Consider the following 15,943-nt stretch of genomic DNA (forward strand, 5'->3'; position numbering starts at 1 on the left):
TCCGCCATCGCCCTGGCTGCCACCATCATCTTCTGGCTGTAATCAACGAGTCCTGACCCTAGCACCTAACCTTATGGGTCATCGGGCAGTCAGTTGCTGCGTACCGGACCGGTCGAGCATTCGAAGTCCGCGGCGGGCTACGTCATGCGCGCGCGCCACCTGATTCGACTGCATCAGCAAGGACGCATCCTCGCCTGCCAACACGCGAGTATATAAAGCGCGAGCTGCGTCGGGACGATCCGTCATCGCGTACACCGCCGCCAAGTTCAGCAAAACCTGTGGTTCACGGCTGCCGGCTCGGGTGTCGCGTTCTAGGGCGCGTTCGGCTTGTGGTAGTTTGCCGGCCTCTATTGCCGCGTGCGCGTATTGCGCATCCTGGGCGTTCGCGCTGGCGGCGAAACCCATGGCCGCCAGCGCCGGGGCAAGCAGTACGAGCGTTCCGATTCGCATGACATCATCTCCTGTTTGTTACATCGTGATGACATCAATGTTTCACTTTTACGACGGCTCCGCAAGCCGGGCACAAAAAAAGGGGCGGCCGAAGCCGCCCCTTTGCGAGACAGTGGTGCGCGCGATCAGAAGTCGGCGCGGTACTGTTCGTTGCCGACGAAGCCGAGCTTCGTCACGTTCGCCCGCTTGATGATCGCGAGCACCCCGTCGACCACTTCGTACCGCGCCGTCGCGTCCGGCTGGAAATGGAGTTCGGGCTGCGGACTCATCGCCACCGTCTGATCGAGAAACTGCGTCAGCGTGACTTCATCGACCGGCGTGCCGTTCCAGAAGGTCTGGCCCTGCGCATTGATCGCGATCTTGTTCTTGACCGGATCGATATTCTGCTGCGGCCGATTGTCCGGCTGCGGCAGATCGACCTTCACCGCGTGGCTCTGGATCGGGATGGTGATGATGAACATGATCAGGAGCACGAGCAGCACGTCGATCAACGGCGTGGTGTTCATGTCCATCATGGGTTCGTCGTCTGAGCGACCGCCACTGCTCATTGCCATGTCAGGCTACTCCTATTGACGCGCGCGCGGCGTGGTATTGGGGTCCGGCTCCGAAATGAACCCGACCTTGGTGAAGCCCGCCGACTGCATCGTGTAGATCGTACCGCCGATGCAGCGATACGGGGTGTTCACGTCGCCACGGATGTGCACTTCGGGCAGTTCCAGCTTAGGATTGCCGATGCCGCCCTGACGGGCGATTTCGTCTTCCAGCTTCTTGACCGCGCGGGTGCGCAGCTCGTCGGCGTTGACCCGGGTCAGGCCCCAGTACACCGCACATTCGTTGCCGAGGCCCTGTACCGAAAGCGAAACGTTTTCGGGCTTGGTCGTCGTCGGTTCGAACACGACCTTCGGGACCTTCAGACCGCTCACCTGCTGCACCACGACCGGAACCGCGATCAGGAAGATGATCAGCAGCACGAGCATGACGTCCACGAGCGGCGTGGTATTGATGTCCGAGAGGGGGGCTTCTTCGCCGCCGCCGCCAACACTCATCGCCATGAGGCTATCCTATCCACTTTTACTCAATCGAACCGGCGGGATCGGTCACGACCCCGCCGGTGTCAGCGTCCAATCAGACGCGCGGTGCGGTCGGCACGCCACCGGCCTGGCCGGCGGTGGTGCTGCCGACTGCCGGCTTGGCGACAGGCGCCGGACCGCGAGCGGCAATGGCCGGACGAACCGCACCGTTCGACGCGAGGAAGCCCAGCACGTCGTTCGAGAAGGACGACAGATCCTTCTGGATCGACTTGTTGCGGCTCTGCAGCCAGTTGTAGGCGAGCACGGCAGGAACCGCGACGACCAGACCGATGGCGGTCATGATAAGCGCTTCACCGACCGGACCGGCGACGTCGCCGATGGCGGCCTGACCGGCGGCACCGATCTTCACCAGCGCGCGGTAGATGCCGACGACGGTACCGAACAGACCGACGAACGGCGAGGTCGCGCCGACGGTGGCGAGGAACGGCAGGCCGCTGTTCAGCTTCGAGTTGATCGACGCTTCCGAACGGGCGAGCGAACCGTGCAGCCAGTCATGTGCCTCGACCGGATCGGTCAGCTTGCCATGCTGTTCCTGCGCGGCGAGGCCGTCGTCGACGATCTGGCGATAGGCCGAGTTCTTGTCGAGCTTCGCAGCGCCTTCACGCAGCGAGTTCGACTGCCAGAACGACGCCTGAACGCGCTTCGCCTGGTTCATGATCTTCTGCTGTTCGAACAGCTTGGTGAAGAGAATGTAGAACGAACCGACCGACATGATGACGAGAATGACCAGCGTGCTGATCGCGATCGCGCCGCCCTGCTGCAGTGCTTCGTAGAAGCCGAAGTTCGGAGCCCCGGCGGGTGCGCCGGCAGCAAGAATCGGAGTGAGCATCGAATAGTTTCCTTAGAGCTGATATGTTCTTGAAGAATATGCCCCGGTATTGCCCCGCGTCGTTTTCGCCGCGAGGCACCCGGTCTTACCGATCGGCAGGCAGCTGCCAGCGAACTCGACGCGACGAACTCGAACGGATCGCATTACCCGACTGATCGAGTGCCGGCGAGTAACGGGCGCGGCGTTGCAGGGCCGAGCACGCGGCCCGATCCAGCGCGGCCGAACCGCTCGACGAGGTCACGCGGCAGTTTTCGACGCGCCCCTGGGCGTTGATGTCCCACGAGATCGCCGTGACGCCTTCGTCACCGCTGTTCAGCGCCGACGCGGGATAATCTTCCTGCGTGATCCACTGCGACGGATCGCCCTTGGCACCAGCAGCCTTGCTGATGACCGGTGCCGGCGGCGCAGGCGGCGCGGCAGGAGCCGGCGGCGCAGGCGGGCCCGCAGTCGGAATCGGCGCATAGGACGGCGGCGGCGTCGTCACCGACTGCATCACGACCGGCGGCGGAGCCTGGGTCTGGACGATCGGCGGCGGCGTCACGACCGGCGGCGGCGACTGCGGCTGCGGCTGGTCAGGTGGCGGCGGGGGAGGAGGAATTTCCTCGGGCGGGGGTGGCGGTTCCTCGACGTCGAACGTCTCGGTATCCTCAGTCACCTTCTTCACATATTTATAGGCAAGACCGGAAATGAACGCATACCCGATCAGAACGTGGAGCAACCCCACGATGATCAGCGCGACGATCCGGCCATTACCTGCTTTTTGATCAGCGTAAGCCATTCAGCAACCAAACTCCTCTAGCCCGGTACATTGGGTCGGTCCGTCCGGCGAAACCGGCGCGCAACGACCGTCGTGTCCGGGGCTACGCGGCATTCCGGACGCGATTGTCTATCGCGGCCTTTTAAACGACGCAAACGCTTTGTCGGACGAAACAATCGTACAATCGCGCCATTACCGAAATAAGTCTGTAACCCAGCATTTCCGGCGATTATGACCGGCAGGATGAAGCGCATTTTCCTAGCCGCGACCGGCATGTCCCTGTTTCTGATCGGGTGTGGCCCGGTCGTCGCGCGTCAGAATGGCACGCCGGATGTTATCGCTACCGAATCATCCGGGCCATCCTACGCGCAACTGGTCAGCCTGTCGCTCGACGGTGATATCGTGCTGGATGCGACGATTCGCTCCGCCGCGCGCATCCCACCGGCCGAAGCGACCGGACTGGCACCGGGGCATGTCCGGTTCTACGTCACCGTCGATGTCGGCGCGCTGATCCGCGCGAACGGACCGTTGCCGGCGCGCGTCGGCTATCTGGTCGACGTTCCGTTCGATCCGCGCGGCCGAGCGCCCAATCTGAAGCGCCAGCGTGTCATCGCGTTCGCCCGTGCCGTGGCGGGACGTCCCGATCAGATACAATTGCTGACGCCCGATGCGCAATTCGCGTGGAGCCCCGCACTCGACCAGCGGGTGCGCGGCGTCGTTCGCGACGTGCTCGCTACCGATGCGCCGCCGGCGGTGACCGGGGTTGGCAATGCGTTTCACGTCCCCGGCACGCTGCCCGGCGAGGGCGAAACGCAGATCTTCCTGAAGACCGCCGATGGCAATCCGGTATCGCTGCTGGTCCTGCGCCGGCCGGGCGAGGCGAAGCGCTGGGCTTTGTCGCTGGGCGATATCATTGACGAGGCGGGCGGCGCGCCGCAGCGCGATACGCTGGCATGGTACCGGCTGGCCTGTGGTTTGCCGGACGCCCTGCCCGAGGGAAGCCTGCAAGCGCAGGAAGACGACAATGCGACGATCGCCCGCGAGGATTATGCGTTCGTGCGCGAGCAGTTAGGCCCCTGCAACGACGGTCGCCGCGGCTGAGCGATCAGCGACCGAGGTGGACGAAGTCGCGTTCGAACCGAACCAGCCCCGCCCCGCCGTCGACGAACAGCACCTGACCGGTCGATGCGGTAGCGCCGGCCAGGAAGATCACGGCATCGGCGACCTGATCGGCGGTCGGCAGGCGTTCGAGCGGCATCATCGCCGCCAGTCGCTGCAACTGGTCGGGATCGTAATCGTCGGTCGCGATGGTCAGCCCCGGCGCGACGCCATTGACGCGGACCGACGGTGCCAACGCGAGGGCGAGGGTCCGGGTCGCCTCGGCAAGTGCCTGTTTTGACAGGGTATAGGCAAGCTGGTCGCGATGCGGATGCGCGATCCGCTGGTCGAGAATGTTGACGACCGCCGATCCGCCCTGCCCCGCCAATGCCGTGGCGAGCGCGAACGGCGCGGCGGCGTTGACCGCGAAGTGCGCGTTCAGCGATTCGGGAGCGGGATAGCTGTCATCGTCGGCGCGGAAGCACGACGCGTTGTTGACGAGCAGATCGACCCGCCGCCCGAAGCGATCCGCAACCGCCGGAATGATCGCGACGACCGCCGCCGGATCGGCAAGGTCCGCGGCGAAGGTGGCGTGGCGAGCATCCTCCAGACCCTCGATAATCAAACGATCGGGTTCGCCCGCGCGACTGGCGTGGAGCGCGACGTCGTATCCCGCCTGCGCCAGTCGGACGGCGATCCGGCCGCCCAGCCGGCGATAGCTGCCGGTGACCAGCGCCAGCGGGCGGGTCACCGCCGGTGCCGGACCATCGTGATGCCGATCGATTCGCCGGCTTCGGCAATGGCCAGCTTCACGATGCGGATCTTCACGCGCTGCACGCGCGGATCGGACAGGAAGAGGGTGTCGACGATATGGTCGGCCACCCCCTCGATCAGGGTGAAATGCACCCCCGGCGGCAGCGCGTCGGTCGCGGCGTGCTTGAGGTCCATATAGCTTTTGGAGGCCGATAGCGGCGTGTCCGGCGTGAAGCGTTCGGGACAGTCGAGATCGACCGTCATCGAGATCCGCAACGGTTGCGGCAGGTGCGTTTCCTCGGAGTAAATGCCGGTCAGGACATTCACTTCGACATCATGGACTTCCAATTGAAGCGAATCGCGCACTCTGCACCTGTCATCATATGGGAATATCGGCGCGATAGCAGAAGGCGCCGGTAGCGGAAGCGGGGACCGGCGAATCTTGGCCCTTGTGCCTGTCCGTCGCGGCGGTACAGGCGCGCATTCCGTTTCGATTGGACCCGTATTGCCCGACTTGCGCCCCCTCGCCTCCGTTCCCCCGGCCGATGTCGAAGCACTGCTCGATGCGGCGTTCGGGATCGATCGGCATCGGCGAACGGCGTATCGGGTGCGCGAGGGGCTGCAACCGATCGGGGCGCTCAGCTTCGCCTGGGTCGAGGACGGGCGGCTGACCGGATGTATCCAGTGCTGGCCGGTACAGCTCGACACCGATGATGGACGAGCGGTGCCGATGGTCATGGTCGGCCCGGTCGCGGTCGCGCCCGACCGGCAGGGGACCGGGATCGGACACCGGCTGATGGCCGAAGCGATCGCGGCGGCGGGCAGCGACGCGCCGCTGATGCTGATCGGCGACCCCGAATATTATGGCCGGTTCGGCTTTGGTGCGCAGCGGACCGGCGGGTGGCGGATGCCGGGTCCCTACGAACAGCGGCGGTTGCTGGCGCGCGGCACCGTGCCCGACCATGGCGGCATGGTGGGTCCGCGCATTGTACTGGCGGCGTGAACCCCTTGTGGTGGGCGCGCGGTCCAAGCTAACGGACGCCCATGCCGATGCAGCCCCCCGCCGATTTCGCCTCGCTCTCCCTCGCCGAGGTCGCTCGCCTTGCCGCCGAAGCGAAACTGCCGCCGGTCGATCGCTGGAACCCGACCCATTGCGGCGACAGCGAGATGCGGATCGCTGCCGATGGGACCTGGTATCATCAGGGGAGCGCGATCACGCGGGCCGAGATGGTGCGGCTGTTCTCGACGATCCTGCGACGCGAGGCCGATGGATCGCACGTGCTGGTGACACCGGTCGAGAAGCTGTCGATCGCCGTCGACGATGCGCCGTTCGTGGCGGTCGAGGCGAAGCTGTCGGGTGAGGGCGAACAGGGGCGGATCGCGTTCCGGCTGAATACCGACGAGCTGGCGGTGGCCGATGCCGGGCATCCGATCCGGATCGAAGGGGATGCCGACGCGCCGCGCCCCTATCTGCGCGTGCGCGGCGGCATGGATGCGCTGATCGCGCGGCCGGTCTTCTACGAACTGGTCGAGCTGCTGGTGACGGGGCCGGACGGGCGGCGCGGGCTGTGGAGTGAGGGCGCGTTCTTTCCGTTCGAGCCGGCATGACGCTGGCCGACCGGCTGCGCGCGCGGCTGGCGGACCCGGTCGAGGGGTTGCTGACCGGCGATCTGAACGGCGCGGCGCCGATGCCGGAGGGCGGCTGGCGGGCGGCAGCGGTGCTGATCGCGGTGACCGAGCGGGCGGAGCCGGGCGTGTTGCTGACGCAGCGGACCGGCGATTTGCGCACCCATGCGGGTCAGGTGGCGTTTCCGGGCGGCAGCATCGATCCGGCGGATGGCGGGCCGGTCGCGGCGGCGCTGCGCGAAGCGGCGGAGGAGATCGCCTTGCCGGCACAGGCCGCGACCGTGGTGGCGACGCTCGACCGCTATCACACGGTGACCGGGTTCGAGGTCGTACCGGTCCTCGCCACGGTGCCGGCCGACCTGCCGCTGATGCCGGCCCCGCTGGAGGTCGATGCGATCTTCGAGGTGCCGCTGACCGTTCTGCTCGACCGTGCGAACTACCAGGTCGGCAGCCGCTGGCATGAGGGGACCGAGCGATTCTATTACGAACTGATCTTCGGCGAACGGCGCATCTGGGGTGCGACGGCGGCGATGATCCTCAATCTGGCACGACGACTGACATGGCCCTGACCGATATCCTTCCCCCCGCCGACTGGATGCAGCGCCCCGGGCTCGACCGGCTGGCCGACGCGCTCGACGCCGATGCCGGGGCGGCGCGCTATGTCGGGGGGGCGGTGCGCGATACGTTGCTGGGGCTGGACGTCTCCGACATCGACGTCGCGACGATCCATCCGCCGCAGGAGGTCGTGCGGCGGCTGGAGGCGGCGGGCATCAAGGCGGTGCCGACCGGCATCGCGCACGGCACGATCACCGCGGTCGCCGACGGAACGGTGGTCGAGGTGACGACGCTGCGCCGCGATGTCGCGACCGATGGCCGCCATGCCGAAGTCGCCTTTACCGATGACTGGCAGGCGGATGCGGCGCGGCGCGATTTCACGATGAACGCGCTCTATGCCGATATGCGCAGCCATCGGCTGCATGATTATTTCGACGGGATCGCCGACCTGAATGCCGGACGGGTGCGGTTCATCGGCGATCCGTTGCGGCGCATCGCCGAGGATCATCTGCGCATCCTGCGATTCTTCCGCTTCCTCGCGCGGTTCGGCGATGCGCCCGATGCGGAGGGGCTGAGCGCCTGTATCGACCGCGCCAACGACCTGATGGCATTGTCGCGCGAGCGGATCGCCGATGAATTGCTGAAGCTGCTGGTCGCGCGCGACGCGGTCGATGTCATGCGGCTGATGGTCGGGCACGGCATCTGGACGCCGGTGCTGCCCGAAATCGATGCGGCGGCGGTCGAGCGCCTTGCCGCGCTGGCCGCCGGCGAAGCGGCTGCCGGCATTGCCCCCGACCCGATCCGCCGGCTCGCCGCGCTGCTCGACACCGGTAATGCCGAGAGCGTCACCGCGCGGCTGAAGCTGTCGAACGCCCATCGCAAGCGGATCGCCACGGCATTGGGCCGCAACGACGCACGGCAAGCGCAGGAGACGGGATACCGGTTGGGCGTCGAGGGAGCGATCGACCAGTTGCTGCTGGCAGGCGAGCCGGAAGCAGCGGCGAGCCTGATCGGCTGGACCCGCCCTGCCCTGCCGCTGTCGGGCGGTGCGCTGGTCGCACGCGGCCTTGCGCGCGGACCCGATGTCGCAAAGGCATTGAGGCTGGTCGAGGATCGCTGGATCGCGGAAGGATTTCCCGGCGCCGCGCGGACCGGCGCCATCGCCGACGACGTCGTCGCTCAGGCGTTGCGCGCCACCAGCATCGCATAGGCCGCATCGGCGTCGATCGGCTTCGAATAGAAATAGCCCTGCCCGAACGCGCAGCCGAGCGCGACGAGCGTCTGTTCGAGTTCCTGCGTCTCGATCCCCTCGGCCGTGGTGCGCATGCCAAGCGCCTGGGCAAGACTGAGGATCGCGCGCACGATCGCCACCTTGTCGCGATCCGCCAGCATTCCCGACACGAAGCTGCGGTCGATCTTGAGCTTGTCGATCGGCAACTTCTGCAGATAGGCGAGGTTCGAATAACCGGTGCCGAAATCGTCCATCGCGATCGTGGCATGCATGGCCTTCAACGCCAGCATCGTCTGCAGCGTGCTGTCGGGATCGACGATGAACGCGCTTTCGGTCAGTTCGATGGTGAAGCGATCGCCCGTCAGGTCGTGGCGCGACAGCACGTCGGCAAACATCGCGGCGATATCGTCGCGCTGAAGCTGCACCGCCGACAGGTTGACCGCCATCCTGGCACCGCAATGCCCGCCGGATTGACGATCCCAAAGCGCGAGCGCCCGCGCCGCTTCATCCATGGCCCAGCGGCCAAGCGGCACGATCAGGCCCGATTCCTCGGCGACGGGGATGAAATCGACCGGCGAGATGTGCTGCCCATCGGGCGTCTGCCACCGCGCCAGCGCCTCGAAACTGTTGATGCGGCCGTTCGACAGGTCATAGATCGGCTGGAACGCCAGCCGGAGCTGCCGTTCCTCCAGCGCGGTGCGCAACCGCGTCTCGATCGAAAACTGGCTGCGGACGATATCGAACAAATGCGGGCGATAGATTTCGGTCTGGCCGGTCCGTTTCGACCGTTTCACCGCGAATTGCGCGTGGCGGATCAGATCCTCGGCTTCGTCCTCGGTATCCTCACCCAGCGCGATACCGATCGAGCAATCGACACTGATGCTGAAATCGGACAGCTGGAACGGCTGGACGAGTGCCTGTTGCAGGCGACCGGCGACCAGAATCGCATCGTCCGGCCCCCCACGCAACGTCAACAGCACCGCGAATTCGTCGCCACCCGTGCGCGCCAGTACGTCGCAGCCGCGCAATACGCCTTTCAGGCGGCGCGCGACCGAGATCAGCAATTCGTCGCCCGACAACGACCCCATGCACGCATTGACGCGGCTGAACCGATCGAGATTGATCGCCAGCACCGCATAGCGCGCGCGATTGCCGTCCGCGATCCGTTCATCGACCAGATCGCCAAAGCCCATACGGTTCGCCAACCCGGTCAGCGAATCGGTATTCATCTCCCGCCGCAGGCTGGCTTCGGTCCGCTGTTCGGCGGTCTGGTCGAGCAGCGTCATCAGACAGCTGGCGACCGAGACCCTGTCGGGACAGCGGGCCAGCGTGACGTCGTAATAACGGCTGTCCACTGAATCGCCGATTTGCAGCGGGACCCGACAGCGGGTTTCGGCCGAGGTCAGAAACGTCCCGATCCGATCGCCGATCGCGTCAAGCAGCGCCGCTTCCCCGCCGCAGACGAAGCCCGCCGCGCGAAAGGCCATGTTGTTCGCGATGAACACCAGTCGGTCGTCGATCAGATCGACGATCGCCGTCGGCGCGGGGATCAGGTCCAGCGTTGCCGTGTCGGCATCGAACGACGAACCCGATACTTTCGACGGTTCAGCCCGAACGGCAACGGAGTCGTCCGAAACCGGATGCGTCCTGAACGCGGAAAGGAACTGCCGACCGAAAGCCATTTGCATCGCTGTACCGCGACGATGGTTAAAAGCTTCTGAAGCCCGGCAAGCTATTCGAACGGATATGCACGTCGCCCGTCAGAAGCGGTTGTCGCGAGGGAAGCCGTTGGGTGGCATCCGCCCGGCCGCACCGCGTGCGGCGCGCCACGGCGTCAGATCGCCCTCGGTACGGACGCGCCCGGTCTCTCCGCCCATCGTCCAGGTCAGCCCGTCGGCGAACCGCAAGGTCCGCGCATCCGACAGGCCGCCATCGCGGAACCGTTGCAGCTGGACCCCCTGCCCACGGGCCATTTCCGCGAGTTCGGACAGCGGAAAGAGCACGAGCTTGCGATTGTCGCCGATCGCCGCGACATAATCATCGTCCGGCGCGATGGGCCGGACGATCTTCAGCTTGGCACCGGGGCGCGGTGCCATCACCTGCTTGCCCTTGCGGGTTTCGGCAAGCACGTCGGCGATCCGCACCGCAAAACCGCGACCATCGGTCGCCGCCAGCAACAGCCGATCGGATGTCGCCGCGCGGAACAGCCCGACGATCCGGGCATCGCCGTCGAGATCGATCATCGCCCGCACCGGCTCACCGAACCCGCGTCCGCCGGGCAGCTTGTCGGCACCCAGCGTGTAGAAACGCCCGCCATCGGTGGTCAGCAACAGCTTGTCGGTCGTGTGCGCGTGAAAGGCGAAGGCCGGACCGTCGCCTTCCTTGAACCGTGCGGTATCGGCGGAGGCGAGGTCGACATGCCCCCTGAGCGCCCGTACCCAGCCGCGTTGCGACAGGATGATGGTCAGCGGCTCGCGCTCGATCATCGCCTCTGCCGGGATTTCGCGTGCCGGGGCGGCTTCCTCGATCGAAGTACGGCGGGCGCCGAGCGCAGTGTCGCTGCCATAGCGGTCGCGCATCTTCGACAGGTCGCGCTTCATGCGGGTCCGCTGCCGGGCCTCGCTGGACAGCAGCAGCGTCAGTTCGGCCTGCTCCTTTTCCAGCTTCGACCGCTCGCCGCGAATCTCCATTTCCTCCAGCTTGCGCAAGGATCGCAGCCGCATGTTGAGGATCGCTTCGGCCTGTCGGTCGGTCAGGGTGAATTCGGCGATCAGCACCGGCTTTGGTTCATCCTCGGTGCGAATGATCGCGATCACCCGGTCGAGGTTGAGATAGGCAGCCAGATAGCCGTCGAGCAATTCGATCCGGTCGGCGATCCTGGCAAGCCGGTGCTCGCTACGCCGGCGCAGGACGACGAACTGGTGATCGACCCATGCCTTCAGTGCCTCGCGCAGCGACATGACGCGCGGGGTGCGATCCTTGTCGAGGACGTTGAGGTTGAGGGGGATGCGCGATTCGAGGTCGGTCAGCCGGAACAGCCCGTCCATCAGCACCTGGTGGTCGACGGTGCGGCTGCGCGGTTCGAGGACGATGCGGATCTCGGCATCCGATTCGTCGCGAACGTCGGTCAGGATCGGCAGCTTCTTGTCGTTGATGAGCGCGGCGATCTGTTCGATCAGCTTGCCCTTCTGCACGCCGTACGGAATCTCGGTGATGACGATCTGCCAGCCGCCGCCTTTCTCCCGTTCGATCGTGTGGCGCGCGCGGACGCGAAAGCCACCACGACCGGTGGCATAGGCTTCGCGGATCGCGGCGGGGGTATCGGCGACGATACCGCCGGTGGGAAAATCGGGGCCGCGCACATAAGCGAGCACGGCGGCGTCATCCGCATCCGGCCGGTCGATCAGCACGATCGCGGCGTCGTACAATTCGGCGGCGTTGTGCGGCGGTACGCTGGTCGCCATGCCGACGGCGATGCCGCTGGCCCCGTTGGCGAGCAGATTGGGGAACAGGCCCGGAAACAGTTCGGGCTCCTGCTCCTCGCCGTTATAGGTCGGGCGGAAGTCGGTAGCGTCCTCGTCGAGGCCCGCCATCAGGTCGATCGCGACCTGCGTCAGCCGCGCTTCGGTATAACGGTAGGCGGCGGCATTATCGCCATCGATGTTGCCGAAATTGCCCTGTCCGTCGACCAGCGGATAACGCAGCGCGAAATCCTGTGCGAGGCGGACCATCGCGTCATAGACCGACTGGTCGCCATGCGGATGGTATTTGCCGATCACGTCGCCGACGACGCGCGCGCATTTCTTGTACCCCGATGCAGGATCGAGCTTCAGCAGCCGCATCGCCCATAACAGCCGGCGATGCACCGGCTTCAGCCCGTCGCGCACGTCGGGCAGCGACCGGGCGGTGATCGTCGACAGCGCGTAGACGAGATAACGCTCGGACAATGCACTGTCGAACGGTGCATCGAAGATGCCGATCGGCGTCGAAGGGTCGGTCAGTTCACTTGCCATCACGACCGCGATAGCAGGCGAACCCCGCCTCTGCGATAGGCGAAATGGAACGAACCGGGATCAGGCCGCCTGTCGCCCGTCGGATACGCGCACGGCACCCGGTTCACCATCGGCCAGCGCCACCACATCGGCGACGATGCCCTGCCATTCGGTGTCGCTCATTTCGATCAGGCCGAACAGCCGCATGAGGAACGCCCCCTCCATCGCGAGGAACGCCAACCGCAGCCGGCGACCCGCTTCGGTGGTGACGTCGATCAGGTCGATCCGCTCACGATACCATTTGCGCACCAGCACCATATGCTGCGGCGAATTGAGGACCGAGACCAGCAGACTGGGCGCGCCCCGCCGCGAACGATCGTTATAATCGGCGGCATAATCGATATGGACCCGGGCCGGGCAGGTGCCATCGGCGGCACCCAGTTCGGCGATGCGTTCGGCATATTCGTCCTGCCACCGCTCGAACATCGCGGCGATCAGCGATTCCTTGCTGCGAAAACTGTATTGCACACCGCCGTTGGTGATGCCCATATGCTCGGCGACGGCGGCGATGGTCAGGCCGACCGGGCCCTTTTCCAGCGTCACCGACTCGGCGGCATCCAACAGCTTGTCACGCTCGATCGTACGAGTTCTTCCCACTTCCACGCCCCTTTGCAGCCGGCATACCGCCGGCCAGACCCTTCCCCGCGGCCCCCTTAGCGCAAAATTATCCGCCCGCGCGATTTTTATTATACGATTCATCATTATGGGTACGGTTGCGACACTCGGTGGATAGGACTGCAACAATGGCTGAATGCGTCACGTCATGGACCGCAATGTGTTGGCCCGACCTGACCCGGCGACCGCGCCCCGATCCGGACCGGACGTTCCACTACGGGTCGGACCGGTTGCAGGTGGTCGACCTGTGGTTGCCCGCGGGCGATCCTGCCACGTGCCGGCCGATCGTGCTGATGGTGCATGGAGGATGCTGGCAGAGTTCGATCGCCGACCGCCGGCTGATGGACTGGATTGCCGCCGATCTTCGCGCGGATGGCATCGCGGTGTGGAATATCGACTATCGCGGGGTCGACCGCGATGGCGGCGGTTATCCGGGGACGTTTCTCGACGCGGCGGCGGCGGCCGATGTGCTGCGCGACCATGCCGGGACGTACGCCCTCGACCTGTCGCGGATCGTCGCGGTCGGACATTCGGCGGGCGGGCATCTGGCGCTGTGGCTCGCCGCGCGGCATCGCCTTCCCGGCGATAGTCCGCTGGCGACCGACGATCCGTTGCCGATCGCGCATGTCGTCAGTCTGGGCGGTCTGCCCGATCTCGCCGCGGTCGAAGCCAGCCCGGACAATGGCTGCGGGACGGAGGTCGTCGCGCAACTGGTCGGAGGGAACCGGGTCGATCGCTTCGCCGATACCTCGGTCGTCGAGCTGCTGCCGGTCGGGGTGCCGATCGACCTGATCGACGGCGCGCAGGACGAGATCGTTCCCGCCGCGATGGCACCGGCCTTTGCCGAAGCCGCCCGCGCCGCCGGAGACCGGGTGGTGATGCAACGGATCGCGGAAACCGGCCATGTCGAGCTGATCGCACCGGAAACGCCGGCATGGGCCGCGGCCAAGGCCTCGATCCGGCGCGCCTTGTCGAGCGCCGCCCCCTTCGAATAGCGGCGGATTGCATCCGCCTTATTTCTGCCCTATTTTAGCCACGACTAAGGCAGGAGTTGTCGATGACCCGTTCGCGTTCGACCTTGATCATCATGGCCGCCGTCTCCGCTGCGCTTGCCGGTTGCGGCCGGTCCGATACCGCCGACGAGACGGGATCGACCGATCAGGATGCCCCGCCCGGCGTCGAGGTGACCGCTGCGCCGGGCGTCGCCTTCCGATACGACTACGCCTTCCGCCTGCCCGCGCAGCGGATCGCCGCAGCACAGGAACGCCATGCCGAGGCATGCGAGCGACTGGGTCCGGACCGCTGCCGGATCACAGGGATGCGCTATCTCCGCTCGCCGAAGAACGACGTCACCGCCGATCTCCAGTTCAGCATCGTCCCCGCCCTTGCGCGCGGCTTCGGCCGCGATGCGATCGGAGTGGTCGAACGCAGCGAAGGCGGCGTGCGCAGCGTCAATGTCAGTGGCGAGCACGTTGGCGCAACCATCGACGCCGCCAGAACCGCGCGCAACGCTGCCGCCGCCGAACGCGCCACCGTCGAGAAGCGGATCGCGGACGGCAATCGTTCGACCGCGACCGAACTGGAACGGCAGCATGCCGATCTGGGGCGGACGATCCGGGACGTCGATGCGCAGACCGCCGGGCAACGCGCGCTCCTGAATGCGACGCCGGTCGCGTTCCATTACGAATCGGGCAAGGCCGCCCCGGGCTTCGAAACCCGGTCGCCGCTAGCACAGGCGGGCGAACTGCTCGGCTGGTCGGCGGGCGTAACGTTCAGCACGGTGCTCAACCTGCTTGGGCTGCTGCTGCCACCGATGCTGCTCGCGGCGATTCTGGCCGGGCTGTTCGTTGGCGGGCGGCGGTTCGTGCGACGGCGGATCGCGCCCGCGGCGTGATTGCGCGCCCGGCCCCCTTGGGCTATGCGGCGGCTTTCTACACCGGCCACGGGCATCCCCCGGGCCGGCCCGTTTCGTCGAAGGGAATCGCATGGCTCGCCGCCGCCAGATTTACGAAGGCAAGGCAAAGATCCTGTACGAGGGTCCGGAGCCGGGTACGCTGATCCAGTATTTCAAGGATGACGCCACCGCTTTCAACGCTCAGAAGAAGGGCACGATCAACGGCAAGGGCGTGCTGAACAACCGGATTTCCGAGCACGTCTTCACGCTGCTCGGCAATATCGGGGTACCGACCCACTTCATCCGCCGGCTGAACATGCGCGAGCAGTTGATCCGTCAGGTCGAAATCGTGCCGATCGAGGTCGTGGTGCGCAACGTCGCCGCGGGTTCGCTGTCGAAACGGCTGGGCATCGAGGAAGGGCAGCAGCTGCCGCGCACGATCGTCGAATATTATTACAAGGACGATGCGCTTGGCGATCCGATGGTATCGGACGAACACATCCTGTGCTTCGGCTGGGCCGCGCAGGACGAATTGCACGAGATGGCCGACATGGCGATCCGCGTGAACGACTTCCTGTCCGGGCTGTTCGCCGGGATCAACATCCGGCTGGTCGACTTCAAGCTCGAATTCGGTCGCATCTGGGACAATGATTTCAGCCGGATCATCCTGGCCGACGAGATCAGCCCCGATGGCTGCCGCCTGTGGGACATGACCACCAACGAGAAGCTCGACAAGGATCGCTTCCGTCGCGATCTCGGCGGCGAAGTCGAAGCCTATCAGGAGGTCGCGCGCCGGCTGGGCCTGATGCCCGAAGGCGCGGACTCGGCGGTCCTCGACCTCGAGACGCATCGCAAGAAGCGCGAGAAGTAAGACTCCACCCGACCAGAACGTCATCCCGGCGAAAGCCGGGATCCACGGACGGGGTGTCGCCAATGGCGCTTGCCGTCGCTGCCGTCGCGCATCCATGGGTTCCGGCTTTCACCGGGATGAC

Annotated in this window: 18 protein-coding genes; 8 read left to right on the forward strand and 10 right to left on the reverse strand. The window is 65.8% G+C overall.

The window, feature by feature from the left end:
• Positions 1–78: 78 nt before the first annotated feature.
• The 5 genes from ASE91_RS15250 to ASE91_RS15270 all read right to left on the reverse strand — a co-directional run bounded on the left by ASE91_RS15250 (position 79) and on the right by ASE91_RS15270 (position 3,148).
• On the reverse strand, positions 79–450 hold the full coding sequence (locus ASE91_RS15250; protein ID WP_056627624.1) for a hypothetical protein: 372 nt from the start codon (positions 448–450) through the stop codon (positions 79–81).
• Positions 451–575: 125 nt separating this feature from the next.
• Positions 576–1,004 carry an ExbD/TolR family protein gene (locus ASE91_RS15255; RefSeq protein ID WP_056627627.1) on the reverse strand — a complete coding sequence of 143 codons (429 nt, stop codon included), beginning with the start codon at positions 1,002–1,004 and terminating at the stop codon, positions 576–578.
• Between the two features lie 12 nt (positions 1,005–1,016).
• Positions 1,017–1,502: an ExbD/TolR family protein gene (locus ASE91_RS15260; protein ID WP_056501038.1), complete on the reverse strand. Its 486-nt coding sequence runs from the start codon at positions 1,500–1,502 to the stop codon at positions 1,017–1,019.
• Between the two features lie 73 nt (positions 1,503–1,575).
• A complete protein-coding gene (locus ASE91_RS15265) occupies positions 1,576–2,370 on the reverse strand; it encodes a MotA/TolQ/ExbB proton channel family protein (RefSeq protein ID WP_056400493.1) in 795 nt (264 codons plus the stop codon).
• Positions 2,371–2,455: 85 nt separating this feature from the next.
• Positions 2,456–3,148, reverse strand: coding sequence for an energy transducer TonB (locus tag ASE91_RS15270; RefSeq protein WP_056627630.1), 693 nt, complete (start codon positions 3,146–3,148; stop codon positions 2,456–2,458).
• 252 nt (positions 3,149–3,400) lie between these two features.
• Between ASE91_RS15270 and ASE91_RS15275 the strand changes: the two genes are divergently transcribed.
• Positions 3,401–4,228, forward strand: coding sequence for a hypothetical protein (locus tag ASE91_RS15275; RefSeq protein ID WP_056628723.1), 828 nt, complete (start codon positions 3,401–3,403; stop codon positions 4,226–4,228).
• 4 nt (positions 4,229–4,232) lie between these two features.
• Here the strand turns inward: ASE91_RS15275 and ASE91_RS15280 are convergent, their stop codons facing one another.
• Positions 4,233–4,976, reverse strand: coding sequence for an SDR family oxidoreductase (locus ASE91_RS15280; RefSeq protein WP_056627633.1), 744 nt, complete (start codon positions 4,974–4,976; stop codon positions 4,233–4,235).
• A complete protein-coding gene (locus ASE91_RS15285; RefSeq protein ID WP_056627636.1) occupies positions 4,973–5,344 on the reverse strand; it encodes a dihydroneopterin aldolase in 372 nt (123 codons plus the stop codon). Before ASE91_RS15285 ends, ASE91_RS15280 begins: the two co-directional genes overlap by 4 nt.
• Positions 5,345–5,483: 139 nt before the next feature.
• On the opposite strand from ASE91_RS15285, the gene ASE91_RS15290 reads away from it, so the two are divergent.
• The 4 genes from ASE91_RS15290 to ASE91_RS15305 are packed head-to-tail and all read left to right on the forward strand — an operon-like array spanning position 5,484 to position 8,369.
• Positions 5,484–5,981, forward strand: coding sequence for a GNAT family N-acetyltransferase (locus ASE91_RS15290; protein ID WP_056627641.1), 498 nt, complete (start codon positions 5,484–5,486; stop codon positions 5,979–5,981).
• Between the two features lie 41 nt (positions 5,982–6,022).
• Positions 6,023–6,586: a DUF1285 domain-containing protein gene (locus ASE91_RS15295; protein WP_056627643.1), complete on the forward strand. Its 564-nt coding sequence runs from the start codon at positions 6,023–6,025 to the stop codon at positions 6,584–6,586.
• Positions 6,583–7,173: a CoA pyrophosphatase gene (locus ASE91_RS15300; RefSeq protein WP_056627648.1), complete on the forward strand. Its 591-nt coding sequence runs from the start codon at positions 6,583–6,585 to the stop codon at positions 7,171–7,173. Before ASE91_RS15295 ends, ASE91_RS15300 begins: the two co-directional genes overlap by 4 nt.
• The gene (locus ASE91_RS15305) at positions 7,164–8,369 is read left to right on the forward strand and encodes a CCA tRNA nucleotidyltransferase (RefSeq protein ID WP_443024551.1); all 1,206 of its coding nucleotides are present in this window, start codon (positions 7,164–7,166) and stop codon (positions 8,367–8,369) included. Before ASE91_RS15300 ends, ASE91_RS15305 begins: the two co-directional genes overlap by 10 nt.
• On the opposite strand, the gene ASE91_RS15310 is transcribed toward ASE91_RS15305, so the two are convergent.
• From ASE91_RS15310 to ASE91_RS15320, 3 genes are all read right to left on the reverse strand, one after another.
• Positions 8,339–10,072, reverse strand: coding sequence for a putative bifunctional diguanylate cyclase/phosphodiesterase (locus ASE91_RS15310; protein WP_082454067.1), 1,734 nt, complete (start codon positions 10,070–10,072; stop codon positions 8,339–8,341). The two genes, ASE91_RS15305 and ASE91_RS15310, sit on opposite strands and share 31 nt — an antisense overlap.
• Positions 10,073–10,150: 78 nt before the next feature.
• Entirely contained in the window at positions 10,151–12,403 is a 2,253-nt protein-coding gene (parC, locus tag ASE91_RS15315) for a DNA topoisomerase IV subunit A (RefSeq protein WP_056627650.1), read from the reverse strand.
• 60 nt (positions 12,404–12,463) lie between these two features.
• Complete coding sequence (locus ASE91_RS15320) at positions 12,464–13,039, reverse strand: TetR/AcrR family transcriptional regulator (protein ID WP_162233671.1); 576 nt, start codon at positions 13,037–13,039, stop codon at positions 12,464–12,466.
• A gap of 176 nt (positions 13,040–13,215) precedes the next feature.
• On the opposite strand from ASE91_RS15320, the gene ASE91_RS15325 reads away from it, so the two are divergent.
• The 3 genes from ASE91_RS15325 to purC all read left to right on the forward strand — a co-directional run bounded on the left by ASE91_RS15325 (position 13,216) and on the right by purC (position 15,822).
• Positions 13,216–14,052, forward strand: coding sequence for an alpha/beta hydrolase (locus ASE91_RS15325; RefSeq protein WP_235530517.1), 837 nt, complete (start codon positions 13,216–13,218; stop codon positions 14,050–14,052).
• Positions 14,053–14,114: 62 nt separating this feature from the next.
• The gene (locus tag ASE91_RS15330) at positions 14,115–14,951 is read left to right on the forward strand and encodes a hypothetical protein (protein WP_056627661.1); all 837 of its coding nucleotides are present in this window, start codon (positions 14,115–14,117) and stop codon (positions 14,949–14,951) included.
• A 91-nt stretch (positions 14,952–15,042) separates the two neighbouring features.
• Positions 15,043–15,822: a phosphoribosylaminoimidazolesuccinocarboxamide synthase gene (purC, locus tag ASE91_RS15335; protein WP_056004061.1), complete on the forward strand. Its 780-nt coding sequence runs from the start codon at positions 15,043–15,045 to the stop codon at positions 15,820–15,822.
• The last annotated feature ends 121 nt before the right edge of the window (positions 15,823–15,943 follow it).

The sequence above is a fragment of the Sphingomonas sp. Leaf62 genome, from assembly GCF_001421915.1.
Taxonomy (GTDB): Bacteria; Pseudomonadota; Alphaproteobacteria; order Sphingomonadales; family Sphingomonadaceae; genus Sphingomonas.